The organism is uncultured Agathobaculum sp. (assembly GCF_963927765.1).
In the GTDB taxonomy this organism is placed as follows: domain Bacteria; phylum Bacillota; class Clostridia; order Oscillospirales; family Butyricicoccaceae; genus Agathobaculum.
The window spans coordinates 1-17,260 of record NZ_CAWVCU010000039.1 but is presented as its reverse complement, the minus strand read 5'-3'; the positions used below and the strand labels follow the sequence as shown (position 1 = coordinate 17,260).

General features: G+C 55.9%; 15 protein-coding genes. 14 read left to right on the top strand and 1 reads right to left on the bottom strand.

The features are described from left to right. On the bottom strand, positions 1-158 hold a 158-nt coding region (locus tag ABGT74_RS03175; RefSeq protein WP_346704427.1), incomplete at its 3' end, for a DeoR family transcriptional regulator. A gap of 546 nt (positions 159-704) precedes the next feature. Between ABGT74_RS03175 and ABGT74_RS03170 the strand changes: the two genes are divergently transcribed. The 14 genes from ABGT74_RS03170 (at position 705) to ABGT74_RS03105 (ending at position 17,158) form a co-directional block, all read left to right on the top strand. Beyond that, positions 705-1,556: a transketolase gene (locus tag ABGT74_RS03170; RefSeq protein WP_297283928.1), complete on the top strand. Its 852-nt coding sequence runs from the start codon at positions 705-707 to the stop codon at positions 1,554-1,556. A 14-nt stretch (positions 1,557-1,570) separates the two neighbouring features. Continuing rightward, entirely contained in the window at positions 1,571-2,536 is a 966-nt protein-coding gene (locus ABGT74_RS03165) for a transketolase C-terminal domain-containing protein (protein ID WP_346704426.1), read from the top strand. A 144-nt stretch (positions 2,537-2,680) separates the two neighbouring features. After that, positions 2,681-3,853: a malic enzyme-like NAD(P)-binding protein gene (locus tag ABGT74_RS03160; RefSeq protein WP_346704425.1), complete on the top strand. Its 1,173-nt coding sequence runs from the start codon at positions 2,681-2,683 to the stop codon at positions 3,851-3,853. A gap of 197 nt (positions 3,854-4,050) precedes the next feature. After that, on the top strand, positions 4,051-4,986 hold the full coding sequence (iolE, locus tag ABGT74_RS03155) for a myo-inosose-2 dehydratase (protein WP_297282758.1): 936 nt from the start codon (positions 4,051-4,053) through the stop codon (positions 4,984-4,986). A gap of 211 nt (positions 4,987-5,197) precedes the next feature. Continuing rightward, positions 5,198-5,923: a UMP kinase gene (gene pyrH / locus ABGT74_RS03150; RefSeq protein ID WP_346704424.1), complete on the top strand. Its 726-nt coding sequence runs from the start codon at positions 5,198-5,200 to the stop codon at positions 5,921-5,923. Beyond that, positions 5,920-6,474: a ribosome recycling factor gene (gene frr / locus ABGT74_RS03145; protein ID WP_297282756.1), complete on the top strand. Its 555-nt coding sequence runs from the start codon at positions 5,920-5,922 to the stop codon at positions 6,472-6,474. The genes pyrH and frr overlap by 4 nt, the downstream gene beginning before the upstream one ends. 47 nt (positions 6,475-6,521) lie before the next feature. Further along, the gene (locus tag ABGT74_RS03140; RefSeq protein WP_346704423.1) at positions 6,522-7,271 is read left to right on the top strand and encodes an isoprenyl transferase; all 750 of its coding nucleotides are present in this window, start codon (positions 6,522-6,524) and stop codon (positions 7,269-7,271) included. Positions 7,272-7,295: 24 nt separating this feature from the next. Further along, a complete protein-coding gene (locus ABGT74_RS03135) occupies positions 7,296-8,141 on the top strand; it encodes a phosphatidate cytidylyltransferase (RefSeq protein ID WP_346704422.1) in 846 nt (281 codons plus the stop codon). 11 nt (positions 8,142-8,152) lie between these two features. After that, complete coding sequence (locus tag ABGT74_RS03130; protein WP_297282753.1) at positions 8,153-9,286, top strand: 1-deoxy-D-xylulose-5-phosphate reductoisomerase; 1,134 nt, start codon at positions 8,153-8,155, stop codon at positions 9,284-9,286. 36 nt (positions 9,287-9,322) lie between these two features. After that, positions 9,323-10,369, top strand: coding sequence for an RIP metalloprotease RseP (gene rseP / locus ABGT74_RS03125; RefSeq protein WP_346704421.1), 1,047 nt, complete (start codon positions 9,323-9,325; stop codon positions 10,367-10,369). Continuing rightward, positions 10,366-11,418 carry a flavodoxin-dependent (E)-4-hydroxy-3-methylbut-2-enyl-diphosphate synthase gene (gene ispG / locus ABGT74_RS03120; protein WP_346704420.1) on the top strand — a complete coding sequence of 351 codons (1,053 nt, stop codon included), beginning with the start codon at positions 10,366-10,368 and terminating at the stop codon, positions 11,416-11,418. The genes rseP and ispG overlap by 4 nt, the downstream gene beginning before the upstream one ends. A gap of 18 nt (positions 11,419-11,436) precedes the next feature. After that, entirely contained in the window at positions 11,437-15,813 is a 4,377-nt protein-coding gene (locus tag ABGT74_RS03115) for a PolC-type DNA polymerase III (RefSeq protein WP_346704419.1), read from the top strand. Positions 15,814-15,842: 29 nt separating this feature from the next. Further along, positions 15,843-16,187 (top strand): DUF6054 family protein, encoded by a 345-nt coding sequence (locus tag ABGT74_RS03110; protein WP_297282749.1) that lies wholly within the window; start codon positions 15,843-15,845, stop codon positions 16,185-16,187. Positions 16,188-16,189: 2 nt separating this feature from the next. Further along, positions 16,190-17,158 (top strand): DUF3658 domain-containing protein, encoded by a 969-nt coding sequence (locus ABGT74_RS03105; protein WP_346704418.1) that lies wholly within the window; start codon positions 16,190-16,192, stop codon positions 17,156-17,158. Positions 17,159-17,260 lie beyond the last annotated feature (102 nt).

Below are 17,260 nucleotides of genomic sequence, written 5' to 3'. Positions count from 1 at the left end.
CCGTACACCTTGGTGATATGTCCGCGCACCTCAAGTTCATTCAAATCGCGGCGGATGGTGTTCTTGGAAACGCCGAAAACCTCGCATAATTCATCAATGCTGACGGTTTCGCGTGAGATTACATATTGTTCAATTGAATTGAGACGGCTGACTTTCATCTTCCCTTTTCTCCATTCTTACCCGAAAATTAACCAGAATAGCTTTTAATAGTGTATCAAAAAATGCATAAATTGTCTACTGGCACAAAAAATGGCGGAAATGGGCGAATGCGATCAATAATGGCAAACTATTGCATGCGGGGGCGTGAACGCAGCAATGTTTTTTGATTAAAAGGGAGAAAACAATTTTTTAAAATATTTCTCGGCAGGGGAAATATGGTTGCATTTTGGTCATATTTGTAAATCGGAAAAGGAGGGCAAAAAAGGAGCTGCGCATGTGAAACATTGGGACGAGATAACCAACAATGGATAAAAAGACAACCAATACATAACAAACAAATTTCGAAAAAATGCCAGCGAAATTTTATAAAATATCCCAAAGGCCACAAAACGGCGGATGGAATTTTTGTAAACAAATGTATGAATTTTGGTTGAAATCTGGGTAGCTTGGTGATACACTGTAATCGATATACAGCGGCCCGCTGCCGCTGTGGCCGGAACCTGTTCCGTGGAGAGAAAATATTTTGAATTAGGCAGGTGTATGCAATGCAGAAAGCAGAAAAGATGCAGGAGCTTCGCGTATTTGCGCAGGAAATCCGTTTGGAAACCCTGAAAACCATCGGCTCGCTTGGCTTTGGCCACGTGGGCGGCTCGATGTCCATCATTGACGCGCTGGCCGTTCTGTATGGTGAAGTAATGAAGATTGATCCGAAGAACCCCCGCTGGGAGGATCGTGACTGGTGCGTATTGTCCAAGGGACATGCCGGCCCGGCAATGTACGCTACCCTCGGCCTGAAGGGTTTCTATCCGCTGGAGGATGCGTATACGCTCAACCAGCCGCACACCAACTTCCCGTCCCATACCGACCGCACCAAGACCCCCGGCGTTGACCTGACCACCGGCTCGCTCGGTCAGGGCATGTCCACCGCAACCGGCGCAGCGCTTGGCAACAAGATCGACGGCCGCGACAACCACGTATTCGTCTTTGTCGGCGACGGCGAGGCAGACGAGGGCCAGGTTTGGGAAGGCGCTCAGTTCGCAGTACATTATCAGCTGGACAATCTGGTTTGCTTTGTCGACGATAACAAGTATCAGCTCGACGGCGCATGCGAGAATGTTATGAAGCATGCCAAGGGCATCGGCGCCAAGTTCGCGGCGTTCGGCTGGAACGTAGTCGAGTGCGAAGACGGTAACGATGTTGAGCAGATCTACGACGCGATCCAGACCGCTTACGCGACCAAGGGCGTACCGACCTGCATTGTGCTGAACACGGTTAAGGGCAAGGGCGCTACCTTTGCCGACGGTACGGGCGCGCATTCTTCTCAGCCGTCCAAGGAGCAGTGGGACGAAGCCATTGCTTATGCTGAGAAGCAGCTCGCTGAGATCAAGGCACAGTAAGGGAGGGTACGAACATGAGCTTTACTTTGATTGGCAAACACGAAAAGGATTCTCGTGCAAACCGCGACGGTTACGTTACCGCAATGCTCGAGATGATGGAAAAGGACCCCACGGTCATGCATGTTGACTGTGACCTCGAGAACTGCATCAATACCGGCAAGCTGGCGAAGGCATATCCGGAGCGCACCATCAACGCTGGTATCGCGGAAGCCAACGCTGTCGGCGTTTCCGCTGGCCTGTGTGCAACCGGCAAGACCGTATTTGTACACTCTTTTGGCTGCTTCGCTTCCCGCCGTGCATTCGATCAGGCGTTCATGAGCGCAGCTTATGCCAAGCTGCCGGTACATATCGTCGGTTCTGACCCCGGCGTTTGCGCGGCTTACAATGGCGGCACCCATATGCCGTTTGAGGATTGCGCACTGTACATGTCCATTCCGGATGCAGTTGTTGTCGATCCGGTCGACTATGCGCAGATCAATTGCCTGACCAAGAAGCTGGCCGAATCCGGCAAGTTCTCTTACATGCGCATGATCCGCAAGACCTTCACCACCGTTTACGGCGATGGCTCGGACTTCGAGATCGGCAAGGGCGTTACCCTGAAGGAAGGCAAGGACGTTGCTATCATCGCTTCCGGCATCATGGTAGACGAGGCGCTCAAGGCACAGGAGCAGTTGGCTGCCGAGGGCATTTCCGCGAAGGTGATCGACATGTTCACCTGGAAGCCGCTGGATGAGCAGCTCATCATCGACTCTGCTAAGGAGTGCGGCGCGATCGTAACCGCAGAGAACCATCAGGTCAAGTGCGGCCTTGGCTCCGCGATTGCAAACGTTGTCATCCAGAACTGCCCGGTTCCGATGGAGATGGTCGGTGTTGAGGATCGCTTCGGCCAGGTTGGCGCGGAGAGCTTCCTGCGTGAGGAATACGGCCTGACGGCGGCTCACATCGTTGAGGCTGCTAAGAAGGCAATTTCTCGCAAGTAATCCAAACAGATATCAGGCGCGCTGCAATTGGCAGCGCGTCTTTTTGGTGTATGGGTTTGTCCATTCTGCCCCTATGCAGAAGCGTGATTTTACGGTAAAATTATACTAACGAAATTTGTGCTGTAAGCCGATGGAGGAAACAATATGGATTTGAAGGAACGCGCCCTTAAGGCGCATGAGCAGTGGGGTGGCAAGATCGAGGTTGTTGCACGCTGCGAGGTCAATAGCAAAGAGGATCTTTCGATTGCTTATACGCCCGGCGTTGCCGAGCCGTGTTTGAAAATCAAGGAGGATCCGTCCTTGAGCTACACTTATACCCGCCGGCATAATCTGGTCGCCGTTATCACGGACGGTACGGCGGTGCTGGGTCTTGGCGATATCGGCCCGGAGGCCGGAATGCCGGTTATGGAGGGCAAGTGCGCGCTGTTCAAGGCGTTTGCGGACGTGGATGCGTTCCCGCTTTGCGTCAAGAGCAAGGATGTGGACGAAATTGTGCGCACCATCCAGCTGATTTCCGGCTCGTTCGGCGGCATCAATCTGGAGGACATCGCGGCGCCGCGTTGCTTTGAGATCGAGCGCAAGCTCAAGGAAGTCTGTGACATTCCGGTGTTCCACGATGATCAGCACGGCACGGCGGTCTGCTGCGGTGCGGCGCTCATCAATGCCTGCCGTCTGACCGGCCGCAAGGTAGAGGATATCAAGATGGTCGTCAACGGCTGCGGCGCGGCTGCGATTGCAGTGACCAAATTCCTGATGTTCCTCGGTATCCGCGACGTGACCATGGTTGAGCGCTTCGGCATTGTCTGTGAGGGTGACGAGCGTTTGAACCCTGCGCAGGCCAAAATGGCGCGCGTCACCAACCGCAGCCACATGACCGGCACGCTGGCGGACGCCATCAAGGATGCGGATGTGTTCTTCGGCATGTCGGCACCGCAGGTGCTGACCAGTAAAATGGTTTCCACCATGGCGGAAAATCCGATGGTGTTTGCCATGGCAAACCCGGTGCCAGAAATCTGGCCGGAGGATGCCAAAAAGGGCGGTGCCGCAGTAGTCGGCACAGGCCGGTCGGACTACCCGAATCAGATCAACAACGTGCTCGCGTTCCCGGGCATTTTCCGTGGCGCACTGGACGTGCGCGCCAGCGATATCAACGAGGAAATGAAGCTGGCTGCCGCTAAGGCGATCGCTTATTGTGTATCGGATGAGGAACTGACGCCTGAATATATCATGCCGATGGCGTTTGACAAGAAGGTCATCCGCTCGGTCGCGGATGCAGTCGCACAGGCGGCACGCGACTCGGGTGTAGCGCGCATTTAAGAGGCAGAACGTCGGGAAAAAAGGATGCTGCGTGCCCGCGCACGGCGGCACTGTGCAATTTGCTGAAAAAGCTTTTTGCACAGGTCATTTCTGTGCAAAAATGCGTTTGACTTTTGATATATTGTTGAGTACAATAAGGATAGTAATGGCGCATGTGGAAGCATGCGCATGAGAGATGAAAATGGAGGGAATAACACATGTTAGATCCGAAGAAAGTAAAGCTGGGCATCTGCCCGATCGGCTGGTCCAATGACGATATGTGGGATCTGGGCGATGAGAATACGTTCCAGCAGTGCATTTCCGAGATGAAGCTCGCGGGCTTTGACGGTTGCGAAGTCGGCCACAAGTATCCGGAGGATAAGGAAGTTCTTAAGCACATGCTCGACGTGCGCAACATGACCATCGCATCCAAGTGGTTCTCCTCTTTCCTGGTTGACAAGCCGTACGAAGAGGTTGAGGCAGAGTTCATCAAGGAACTGGATTACCTCTCCTATGTTGGCGCTACCGCAATCAACGTATCCGAGCAGTCCGGCTCCATTCAGGGCCAGCTCGATACCCCGGTTCTCGACATGGAGAACAAGCGCGTGCTGACCGATGAGGAGTGGGTTCGCTTCACTGAGGGCCTGAACAAGCTGGGCAAGCTGTCTATGGAGAAGTATGGCATCCGCACCTGCTTCCATCATCACATGGGCACCGTGTGCCAGACGGTGGAGGAGACCACCCGTCTGATGGAGAACACCGATCCCAAGTACGTATTCCTATGCTTTGATACCGGCCACTTCACCTTCGCAGGCGAGGACCCGGTCAAGATGCTCGAGAAGTTTGCTGACCGCGTTGGTCACGTACATCTCAAGAACATGCGTATGCCGCTGGTGGAGAAGGCTCGTGCAGAGCATTGGTCCTTCCTCGACGCGGTTCGCGCTGGCGCGTTCACTGTTCCGGGCGATCCGGACGGCTGCGTAGAGTTCGACAAGGTGTTCGATCTGCTCGACAAGGCTGGTTACACCGGCTGGATTATGGTTGAGGCAGAGCAGGACCCGGCTAAGGCGAATCCGTTCGAGTACGCTAAGATGGGCCGCGAGTACATCACCGCGCACACCGGTCTGGGCGGCGAGGTCGTTCTGAAGAAGTAAGTTGTCAGACTGACATATAGCAAGAAATCCCGTTCCGAAAGGAGCGGGATTTTTTTGGCATCTGGGCGAGTGTGGGTAAGTGACGGTGTGTACTTGCGGCATACGCAAGACAGTTGTGCATAAATTGTAAAATCCATAGCGAAACCCTTTGCAAAATAAGCGGTTATAGGGTAGAATAGAATACGGGAAAATGAAGCAAGGAGTGTGGAGCATGGAAACACAAAGATATAAACGTGTGCTGATCAAAATCAGCGGCGAGGCGCTTGCGGGCGATAAGCATTTTGGACTGAACTTTGACGTAATCGGTCCGGTATGCGATGTGATCAAAAAATGCAACGAACAGGGCTGCGAGATCGGCATTGTTGTTGGCGGCGGTAACTTCTGGCGCGGCGTCAAGGATGGCGGCGGCAAGATGGAACGTACCCGCGCCGACCACATGGGTATGCTGGCGACCACGATCAACGCGCTGGCGCTGGCGGATGCGCTGGAGCAGCGCGACGTGCCAGTACGCGTGCAGACAGCAATCGAGATGAACCGTATTGCCGAGCCGTATATTCGGCAGCGTGCGACGCGCCATCTGGAAAAGGGTCGCGTGGTGATTTTCGGCTGCGGCACGGGCAACCCGTTCTTCTCCACCGATACGGCAGCGGTGCTGCGTGCGGCGGAGATCGGTGCGGAAGTAATTCTGCTGGCTAAGAATGTCGACGGCGTGTATGATTCCGACCCGGCAAAGAATCCGGATGCAAAGAAATATGATCGCCTCACCTATATGGACGTGCTCAATCAGGGCCTTGGCGTGATGGATACGACCGCGACCTCGCTTTCCATGGATAACCACATTCCGATTTTGGTATTCGCGCTTTCCGATCCGGAAAATATTTATCGTGCGGTCAATGGTGAAAAGATCGGCACGATCGTAGAGGAGGACAAATCATGAAGGCTCAGCTGAACGCTTATGAAGACAAGATGAAGAAAACACTCGACGTGCTCGCCAAGGAACTGGCGGCAGTGCGCGCAGGCCGCGCAAATCCTGCCGTTCTGGACAAGATCACGGTCGAGTATTATGGCGCGCCGACGCCGCTCAATCAGGTTGCCGCTATTTCCACGCCCGATCCGCGTTCGCTTGCGATCCAGCCGTGGGACGGCTCGATCCTCAAGGCGATTGAAAAGGCGATTCAGGTTTCCGATCTGGGCATCAATCCGCAGAACGACGGCAAGCAGATTCGCTTGAATTTCCCGCCGCTGACCGAGGAGCGCCGTAAGGAACTGATCAAGGGCGTGTCCAAGACGGGCGAGGAAGCCAAGGTTGCGCTGCGCAACATTCGCCGTGATGCGATCGACAAGTTTAAGGCTGCGCAGAAGAAGAGCGAAATGACCGAGGACGAGCTGCATGAGGGCGAAGAGAAGATGCAGAAGCTGACCGATAAGTACGTCAAGGAAATTGACGCAATGGTCTCGAAAAAGTCCAAGGAGTTGGCAGAAGTTTAAAAATGGGGGGCGGCGGGTTCGCCGCCCCTTTGCATGGGGGAAGTATTGTGGGTCTGTTTAGACGGAAAAAGAAAGTAGATGTGGCGGAAAACCGACCGGTGCCGCGCCATATTGCGGTCATTATGGATGGCAACGGCCGTTGGGCAAAAAAACGCGGCCTGCCGCGGCAGGCGGGGCACAAGGTTGGCGCGGAGACCTTCCGCACGATTGCGACCTACTGCAAGGACATTGGCGTACAGTATTTTACGGTGTATGCGTTCTCGACCGAAAACTGGAAACGGCCGCAGGAAGAGGTAAACGCACTGATGAACCTGTTCCGTGCTTACCTGAAAGAAGCGGCGGAGACCATGTTCCAGCGCGGGGTCGCGGTGCGCGTACTGGGTGATCTGACGCCGCTGCCCGAGGATATCCGTGCGCAGATCCGCGAAGTGGATGAGATCGCCGACCGGCTGGGGCCGGATGCGGCGACTGCTTCCCTGTGCATCAACTATGGCGGACGGGATGAGATCAAGAACGCGGTGCGTGCCATTGCGGCGCAGGTGAAAAGCGGTGCGTTGGCGCCCGAGGACATCACCGAGGAGACGATCGGCGCGCATCTGTATACGGCACACATGCCGGACCCGGATCTGATCATCCGTCCTTCCGGCGAAATCCGCACCTCGAATTTCCTGTTATGGCAGTCGGCCTATGCGGAGTATTATTTTACCGATGTGTTGTGGCCGGACTTCAAAACGACCGATATGGACGCGGCGATCGATGCGTTTAACAAGCGCAATCGCCGGTTTGGCGGCGTATAAACAGACAGAGCGAGGTGTAATGCTATGAAAGCAAGAGTGTTGTTTGGCGTAGTCGGCTTTATCGCGGTGTTGCTTGCGCTGTATGTATTTCCGTCTATCATTTTGGAACTGGCAATCGCGGCATTGTGTGTGCTGGCGACGTATGAAGTGCTCGGCTCTACCAAACTGGTGCATAACCGGCTGGAGCTGCTGCTGTGCCTGCTGGTTTCGCTGGGGCTGGCCATCGGGCATTTTGATATTTTGCCGTTGGATCTGATTGATGTGGTGCAGGGTCTGATTTTCGTGCTGCTGATTGGTTCGTTTGCTATCGAGCTGCGGTTCCACGAACGGATGAACGCCGCACAGGTTTCTTGGGGCTTTTTCGGCGCGCTGCTGGTGCCGTATCTCATGCTCAGCCTGCTGCGTATCTACCAGATGGATTTTCTACCGCCCATCGGGGAGACCAACCTGCGCGCAGGACAGTTCATCGTACTCCTGCCGCTGCTTGCGGCGTGGGGCGCAGATACCTGTGCGCTGTTTGCCGGCATGTTTTTCGGCAAGCATAAGCTTGCACCAGTCGTCAGCCCGAAAAAAACCGTGGAAGGTGCGGTTGGCGGCGTGATCGGAGGGGCAGTGCTGGTGCTGCTTTTTGCACTGCTGCTGAATGCAACGCTGGGTCTGGAGATGCCGCTGTGGGCAGCGGCTGTACTGGGCGGCGTGGGCGCTGTGCTGGGTGAGATCGGCGACCTGTCCTTCTCAGTCATCAAGCGACAGACCGGCATCAAGGATTATGGCCATATTTTTCCGGGACACGGCGGCGTACTCGACCGGTTTGACAGCGTGCTGTTTGTCGCTCCGTTCGCGGAGATTCTGTTCCGGATCCTTTGGTAAAGGTGTGTTTTATGAAGAAAATTGCGATTTTAGGGTCGACCGGGTCGATCGGTACGCAAACGGTCGATATTTTGCCCTCGATTGATGCCGAAGTTGTCGCATTGACGACGAATCGGCGCATAAACTTACTCGAAGAGCAGGCGCGTGCATTGCATCCGAAGATGGTGTGTGCGTTTGACGAAGCAGCAGCGCGCGACCTCAAGGTCAAGCTTGCGGATACGGATATTCGCGTATTGAGCGGTATGGACGGCTTAACCGCCTGCGCGGCAGAGAGCGGTGCGGATATCGTGGTGACCGCGGTGGTCGGCATGGTCGGTCTGCTGCCGACACTGGCAGCCATTGACGCGGGCAAGGATATCGCCTTAGCGAACAAAGAAACGCTCGTGTGTGCGGGTGAGTTGGTCATGCGCGCGGCGCGGGAAAAGGGCGTGAAAATTCTGCCGGTCGATTCCGAGCATTCGGCGATTTTCCAGTGTGCGCAGGCCGCACACGGCAATCCGCTTGCCAAAATCATCCTGACCGCGTCGGGTGGCCCGTTTTTTGGAAAAACAGCTGCGGAAATGCGGTCGGTCACACGCGAGCAGGCCCTCGCGCACCCGAACTGGTCAATGGGCGCGAAAATCACGATCGACTCGGCGACCATGATGAACAAGGGACTGGAACTGATCGAGGCGATGTGGCTGTACGACATGTCGCCCGAGGATATCGAAATCGTCATCCATCGGGAAAGCATCGTGCATTCCGCGGTCGAATTTGCCGACGGTGCGATGATCGCGCAGCTTGGCTTGCCCGATATGCGGCTGCCGATCCAGTATGCGCTGACTTATCCCGCGCGCGTGGCCTGTAAGGTGCCGCGCTTGTCGCTGGCGGAAGCGGCAAAGCTGACCTTCTATGCACCGGATTACGAAGCATTCCCGGCGCTGAATCTTGCGCGTCAGGCGGCGGCACGCAAGGGTGACCGCGGTGCGGTGCTTAACGGTGCAAACGAAGCGGCGGTCGGTTTGTTTCTGGAAGGCCGCATCGGGTTTACGGAGATTGCCGAGCGGGTGGCACAGGCGCTGGATGCGATTGCGTACCGCAGTAGCGTGACGCTTGATGATGTGCTTGCGGCTGACCGTGCGGCACGGGAGATCGTATTGTCATAAAGCGAATTTGTTTTACCCTGTGAGAGGAGAAGTGTTTTGCTGCAAATCATACTTGCCATTCTGGCGTTTGGCATGCTGGTTATCGTGCATGAATTCGGGCATTTTATCACGGCCAAGCGCGGCGGGGTACAAGTCAATGAGTTTTGGATCGGTATGGGGCCAACGCTGCTGAAAAAGCAGTATCACGGCACGATGTATTGTTTGAAGCTTTTGCCGTTCGGCGGCGCGTGCGTGATGGAAGGCGAGGACAGCGAAAGCGAAAACGAGCATGCATTCGGTAAGGCAAGCCTGCCGCGCCGCATGCTGATCGTGGCCGCGGGGGCGCTGATGAATTTTCTCGTCGGTTTTCTGATTGTGCTGGCAGTCATGCGGCCTAATGGCCCGGACGGCGGCTATATTGTGGCGACGCTTGCCTCGGTTGACCCGGCGAGCACGGCTGCGGCAGAAGGCGGTCTTCAGGCCGGGGACGAGATCCTCAAGGTGGATGGATACAGAATCCTGCTGCGCAGCGATTTCGAGGTCGCACTCGCACGCGGCGAGGATACCACCTATGAGGTTGTTGTGCGCCGGGATGGTGAGAAAATCACGCTGCCTGCCGTCAAGCTGGAAGCAACGATTGATGCGGGAGACGGCCGCAAAATGATCGGTCTGACCTTTGCAGAGCAGCCGAACAGTATTGGCTTGCGTTTCAGTATGGCGGTACGCACTTCGGTGAGTTATGCACGTATGGTCTGGGCCAGCCTTGGCATGCTGGTGACCGGACAGGTCGGTGTCGACCAGCTTTCCGGGCCGGTGGGCGTAGCCGAGGTCATGGCAGACACCGCGAAATACAGTATGATCTCATTCTTCCAGCTGGTTGCCTTTATTTCGATCAATCTGGGTGTGATGAATCTGCTGCCGCTGCCCGCACTGGATGGCGGACGGCTGCTGTTCCTTTTTATTGAAGCGGTGCGCCGTAAGCCGGTGCCGCCCAAGTATGAAGGATACATCCATGCGGCAGGGTTGATGCTGCTCTTGGCGTTGATGGTTTATGTGACAGGACAGGATATTTTACGCATCATCATGGGAGGTACAGGAACGTGAAACAGACCAAGCAGATCCTGGTGCGGGATGTGCCGATTGGCGGCGGCGCACCGATCGCGGTGCAGTCCATGACCAACACAGATACGCGCGACGCAAAAGCGACGCTGGCGCAGATTCATGCGCTCGCGGAAGCGGACTGCGATATTGTGCGCTGCGCCGTGCCGGACGCACAGGCGGCGGAAGCACTCAAAGAAATCTGCGCAAACTCGCCGATTCCGGTTGTAGCGGATATCCATTTTGATTACCGGCTTGCGATCGCCTCGATTGAGGCGGGCGTGGATAAAATCCGGCTCAACCCCGGCAACATCGGCGGGGCGGACCGTGTGCATGCGGTCGTGCAGGCGGCGAAGGAGCGTAAGATTCCGATCCGCATCGGCGTCAACTCGGGTTCAGTCGAAAAACATATTCTCGAAAAGTTCGGCGGCCCGACGCCTGAGGCGATGGTGGAATCCGCGCTGTATCACGTTGGCCTGCTGAATGACTGCGGGTTTGACGATATTTGTATTTCGATCAAGTCGTCCTCCGTGCCGTATACCATGCAGGCGTATCTGCTGGCGCACGAAAAGACGAACTATCCGCTGCACCTCGGCGTGACCGAGGCGGGCACCGAGTACATGGGCACGATCAAGTCCGCGGCAGGCATCGGCGGCTTGCTTGCGCTCGGCGTGGGCGACACCATCCGCGTTTCCCTGACCGATGACCCGGTCAAGGAGATTTACGCGGCAAAGGCCATTTTGAAGGCAGTCGGCTGCGCGGAGGACGGCATTAACGTCGTTTCCTGCCCGACCTGCGGGCGCACTCGCATCGACCTGATCGGCATTGCCAAGGAGGTCGAGCAGCGCTGCATGAACATCCACGGCAAGAAGCTCAAGGTGGCTGTGATGGGCTGTGCGGTCAACGGGCCGGGGGAGGCGCGCGAGGCCGATCTCGGCATTGCGGGCGGCGACGGCGTCGGTTTGATCTTCCGTGAGGGAGAAATCATCAAAAAGGTGCCGCAGGAGCAGCTGGTGGACGAGCTGATGGACATGATAGAGCATTTCGAAGCATAATCCGGAGGAACGGTCAAATTGGCTGGCAAACTGATAGACTTATTTCAAAACTGTAAATTGCTTGCGGAAGAACAGCACCTCGCCTCAGGCGAGGTGCGTTCTCTCGCGTTTGGGGATAATAACACGGTAATGGTGGTGGAGCTCGACCTGAAGCAGGTCGTCAGCCGCAAGACGCTTGCCAAAGCGGAAAAACAGATCGCAAAGCAATACGGTCTGAGCCGTGTGTGCATCGAGCCGCGCTATACGATGTCGGATGGCTTGACGGCAGAGTACATCCATTCGCTATATGAGGATATGGCGTTTCGTATGCCGTCCGCGCGCGGGCTGCTCGACTGCGGCAAGTGGCGCTATGCAGACGGCGCGCTGCAAATCCCGATGGACGAGGTCAGCGAACGCCATTTTGCAAATGCGCTGCGCCATCTGGAAGCGCGTATTCTGCGCGAGCTGGGCACACCCTGTCCGGTGCATGCCGTGCGGGCGGAAGTCTGCGACTTCGTACCGGCATCTGACGCGTCGCCGCGTGAAGAGATATTGCAGAAGGCGATTGAGCAGGCGGCGGCAGAAGCACCCGCTGAGCCGAAACCGAAAAAGCCGCGTCCCGCACCGAAACAAGAGCACACCGGCTATCAGCGCCCGCGCACGGAAAAGGTGCGCGAGGATGATTTGATTTTTGGCAAGCTCATACAGGACCCGATCATCTCGGTCAATGAGGCGATTGCGGCATATGACATGGTCACCATCCAGGGTGAGGTGTTCTTTACCGACAATAAGGATATTCACAGCAAGAAAACCGGCAAGGATTATGTGAAGATCGCCTTTGACATGACCGATCGCACGAATTCCGTGCGCGTTTCCAAGTTCCTTGCCGCGGATAAGGCGGGCGACACTGCTTCCAAGATCAAAAACGGTCTGTATTGCACGGTGCAGGGCAAAATGGTGTATGACTCTTATGCCAAAGAAATGATTTTGGAGCCGACCGGTATCGTCAAGGCGAAAAAGCCCGTGCGGCAGGACAAGGCTGAGGGGATGAAGCGTGTCGAGCTGCATCTGCACACCAACATGAGCGCGATGGACGGCATGACCTCGACTGCGGCACTGCTGTGCCGCGCGGCGCAGTGGGGGCACCGTGCGATGGCGATCACCGACCACGGCGTGGCGCAGGCGTTCCCCGAAGCGCTGCATGCGCAGGAGGGCAAGCAGAAAAGCATCATCGGGGATATGAAGATCATTTACGGCATCGAAGCGTATTATATCAACGATGAGGACACGCTTTCGGTCGTGCGCGGCAAGTCGACCGAGCCGCTGACTGGTACATTTATCGTTTTTGACCTTGAGACGACCGGACTCAACCCTGCCAGCGAGGAAATCACCGAGATTGCGGCGGTGCGCATCGTGGACGGTGCGATTCAGGACAGCTTCCAGACATACGTCAACCCGCACAAGCCCATTCCCGAGGAAATCACTAAGCTGACCGGTATTTCGGACGAGACGGTCGCGGATGCGCCCGAGCTGGCCGAAGCCGTGCCGAAGTTTCTTGCATGGGCGGGCGAGGGAAAATATCCGCTCGTCGCACACAATGCGGGCTTTGATATGGGCTTTTTGCGCACGGCTTGTAAGCGGCTGGAAATCGAGCGGGATTTTACCGCCATTGACACGCTGGAAATGAGCCGTTTGATGCTGCCGCATCTGCATAAGTTTAAGCTGAATATTCTGGCGAAAGAACTGGCGGTCGGCCCGTTTGAGCATCACCGCGCGAGCGAGGATGCCGCTGTTCTGGGGCGTATTTTTGTAAAGCTGCTTGCGCGGCTGAAAGATGAACTGCATGCGGTGACCACGGTGGATATCAACCCGGTTCTCGCTGCGACAACCGACCGCAAGAATAAGCTGAAAAACCTGCCGCGGTATCACTTTATTATTCTGGTAAAGAATCAGGCGGGATTGCGCAATCTGTATCAGCTGATCTCCAAGAGCTTTCTGGAATATTACAATAAGCGCCCGATCATGCCGCGTTCCGAACTGATCCGTCATCGCGAGGGACTGATTTTCGGCTCGGCGTGTGAGGCGGGCGAGGTGTTCCGCGCGCTGACAAACGGCGCGGAGTGGGATGAACTCAAGCGGCTTGCGTCCTTTTATGATTATCTGGAGATCCAGCCGATTGGCAACAACCAGTTTATGGTTGCCAAGGGCATGGCGAAGGACGAAGAACAGCTGCGCGACTGGAACCGGGACATTTTGCGGCTGGCCGACGAATTAGGAAAACCCTGCTGCGCAACCGGAGACGTGCATTTCCTCGAACCTGAGGATGAAGCCTTCCGTCGCATTTTGATGGCGGGACAGGGCTTTGGCGATGCAGACAATCAGGCGCCGCTGTACTTCAAATCGACCGATGAGATGCTCAAGGAGTTTTCCTATCTCGGCGAGGATCGCGCGTATGAGGTCGTGGTCAAGAACACGAATATGATCGCGGACATGTGTGATGCGATTCGTCCTGTGCCGAAGGAGAACTACCCGCCGCACATCGACGGATGTGAGGACGATCTGCGCAACATGTGCTACGAAAAGGCGAAGCGCATTTACGGCGACCCGCTGCCTGAAATGGTGCAGGCGCGGCTTGACCGCGAGCTGAACTCGATCATCGGCAACGGCTACGCGGTTATGTACATCATCGCGCAGAAGCTGGTGACCAAGTCGCTCGCGGACGGCTATCTGGTCGGCTCGCGTGGCTCGGTCGGCTCGTCGCTGGCGGCGTTTATGTCGGATATCACCGAGGTAAACTCGCTTGCGCCGCATTATCTGTGCCCGGATGACAAATACGTTGAGTGGCACGAGGAATACTCCTGCGGCGTCGATCTGCCGGACAAAATCTGTCCGAATTGCGGCAAGCCCCTGACCAAGCAGGGATTCAATATTCCGTTTGAGACGTTTTTGGGATTTGAGGGCGATAAGGTGCCCGATATCGACCTGAACTTTGCGGGTGAGTACCAGTCGCGTATCCATTATTACACGGGCGAGATTTTCGGGCACGATCATGTGTTCCGCGCAGGCACCATCGGCACGGTTGCGGAAAAAACCGCCTACGGCTATGTCAAAAAATACATGGACGAGCGCGGTATTGAGTGTTCACGCGCGGAGGAAAACCGCCTTGCAGCGGGCTGCACCGGTGTGCGCCGAACCTCCGGCCAGCATCCCGGCGGTGTCGTTGTAGTGCCCAAGGAAATTGAGATTTACGATGTCTGTCCGGTGCAGCATCCCGCGGACGACCCGGATTCGGACATCATCACCACCCATTTTGAATATCACTCGATCGATGCGAACCTCTTGAAACTCGATGAGCTGGGACACGATGACCCGACCATGATCAAGCATCTGGAGAACCTGACCGGTGTCAACGCGCAGGAGATCCCGCTTGACGATCCGGACACCATGAGCCTGTTCCATTCGTGCAAGGCACTCAAGTACACGGGCGAAAATCCAGACACCGACCCGATTCTGGGTGATCTCGGCTGTCTTGCGGTGCCGGAGTTCGGTACCAAGTTCGTGCGCGGCATGGTCAAGGAGACGCATCCTTCCACCTTTGCCGAATTGGTTTCGATTTCCGGCCTGTCGCACGGCACGGACGTATGGCTGGGCAATGCAGCCGAATTGGTACGCAAGGGCATTCCGCTGTCCGGCTGTATCTGCTGCCGTGATGATATCATGAACTATCTGATCTTGCAGGGCGTACAGCCCAAGCTGTCGTTTAAGACGATGGAATCGGTGCGTAAAGGCAAGGGCCTGACCGAGGAAATGGAGGGCGCGATGCGCGAGCAGAACGTGCCCGACTGGTACATTGATTCGTGCAAGAAGATTAAGTATATGTTCCCCAAGGCGCACGCGGTTGCATACGTTATGATGGCATTCCGCATCGCGTGGTTTAAGGTGCATCGACCGCTTGCGTTCTACTCGGCGTATTTTTCGGTGCGCGCCAAGGGCTTTGACGCTTCCTGCATGATCAAGGGCGATAAGGTCGTGCAGGACAAGCTGCGTGAGCTGGCGGTCAAGGAAAAGGAAAAGACAATCACCGCAGCAGAAAAGGAAATGTCCACCACGCTTGAGGTCTGCCATGAGTTTTACCGCCGCGGCTTTGTTTTTGAGCCGATGGATATTTACGCGTCGGATGCGACGACTTTTCTGGTAACCGAAAATGGACTGATCCCGCCGTTTACTTCGATGCCCGGCATCGGCGAACAGGCGGCGCAGAACATTGTAGAGGAGCGCAAAAACGGCAAATTCCTTTCGGCGGAGGAACTGACCGTGCGCTGCCCCAAGGCATCCAAAGCGGTAGTGGAACTGCTTGACCAGATCGGCGCATTGGGTTCTATGCCCAAGACAACACAGATTTCGCTGTTTGCATAATCAGCATGGAATAGAAGGAGGGACCCTGTATGGCAAAGTACGAAAAGCATTTGACCGGCGATTTTGACGCATTTCTGGACTATCTGTTTGATGGCATCATGAATGGCAGCGCATCGGCCTCTTATGAGGACGGCAGTGACTGGACAGCGGAAGGCGTGCGCGTGGCCGTGCGTGTATTTGAACGCTTCAGCTGGACGGGCAGCAACCGTGTGAGCCTGAACCTGACGTTGGCTGGGCAGGGGAACCGCCTGTTCTTGACGGCGATCACTTCGGGCGGCAGTCAGGCAATGTTTTGGAAGCTCAATACCATGGGCGAGGAAAGCTTTCTGGACAAGGTGATCGAGCTGGCTGAGCATTACAGCGGAGGTGCATGACTTTGTACTGGATTTGCTTTGGGGACAGCGCAAAGGGATGCTTGACAGAGGCATGCAGATCGCTTGATGTCGAAATGAAGGCAGAGCATATTCTTGCGCTTTCAGACGATTATTCACAAGGCGATATTCGGGACGTGACCGACCGCGCCGCGCGCGCGGACATAGTGACACCGTGGCGCGGCGATCCCGAATTGGACGGGGCATGGCAGACAGAATATCAGGCGCGGCACTGGGAAGTGATCGACCGATTGGATGAGGTTGACGAGGCGGTCATCTGGTATGCGGGTGGAAATGCGCTTGAGCAGTGCGGTCTGCGGTATGTGGTCAGTCGTCTGTATCAAAAGCAGATTCCGATTTGGGCAGCTGAGGTTGGCTGGATTCCAGCACGAGAGGTCGCCTTGGCAAACAAACGGGTGCGCAGTACATCTGTAGTCGGCGTGATCACAGACAGTCGTGTGACGAATGCTTTGCTGCGTCTCATGCCCCAATGCATACTGCGTCGGTATGCGGCGTGGATCGAGCAGCGTAGTTTGCAGAAACGAGTCGAGCAGTCGCCGCGCGAAGGAATGGCTTGTTTTTCAACAGTGGGTGAGATGTCGCCTAATATTGTTCCTTATTTCTACAAACGCCGTCGTCAGCTGACCCAGACCGAACAAGCCGCCCTTTTGACAGAATGGAAGCGCATGCAGGAGGAAAATGCGCCGCTGCGCGCTATGGTTGACGGCAAAGTGCAGTCGGTTTCTGAGGATTTTTATGATGAGATCATCCTGTCCTGCGTACCGGAGGAGGAAAAAAGCCGTGCTGCACTGACCGTGGGCCGGGCGCTGGCCAAGCTCGATGAAGCAGGCAATCGGGTCAGTGATATGCTGATTTTTTCCCGCGTCCGCGCATTGGGCGCCGCGGGACGGCTGACCGTCGTGCAGGACGGCGCAACCTATCGCGATATGGTCATCCGTAAAAACAGGGGTTGACAGGTGGGATACAGGTATGGTATTATTTTAACGCGATAAAGCGATAAAGGAGTTTTGCGGCCATGAACCGTTTTCGGATTTCCACCCCTGAGGGTACACGCG

What these genes read in the sequence shown, in the direction of transcription:
- ABGT74_RS03170 (WP_297283928.1), top strand. Translation starts at nt 705, where the DNA reads ATGCAGAAAGCAGAAAAGATGCAGGAGCTTCGCGTATTTGCGCAGGAA.
- ABGT74_RS03135 (WP_346704422.1), top strand. Translation starts at nt 7,296, where the DNA reads ATGAAAGCAAGAGTGTTGTTTGGCGTAGTCGGCTTTATCGCGGTGTTG.
- ABGT74_RS03160 (WP_346704425.1), top strand. Translation starts at nt 2,681, where the DNA reads ATGGATTTGAAGGAACGCGCCCTTAAGGCGCATGAGCAGTGGGGTGGC.
- ABGT74_RS03110 (WP_297282749.1), top strand. Translation starts at nt 15,843, where the DNA reads ATGGCAAAGTACGAAAAGCATTTGACCGGCGATTTTGACGCATTTCTG.
- ABGT74_RS03130 (WP_297282753.1), top strand. Translation starts at nt 8,153, where the DNA reads ATGAAGAAAATTGCGATTTTAGGGTCGACCGGGTCGATCGGTACGCAA.
- pyrH (WP_346704424.1), top strand. Translation starts at nt 5,198, where the DNA reads ATGGAAACACAAAGATATAAACGTGTGCTGATCAAAATCAGCGGCGAG.
- ABGT74_RS03165 (WP_346704426.1), top strand. Translation starts at nt 1,571, where the DNA reads ATGAGCTTTACTTTGATTGGCAAACACGAAAAGGATTCTCGTGCAAAC.
- iolE (WP_297282758.1), top strand. Translation starts at nt 4,051, where the DNA reads ATGTTAGATCCGAAGAAAGTAAAGCTGGGCATCTGCCCGATCGGCTGG.
- frr (WP_297282756.1), top strand. Translation starts at nt 5,920, where the DNA reads ATGAAGGCTCAGCTGAACGCTTATGAAGACAAGATGAAGAAAACACTC.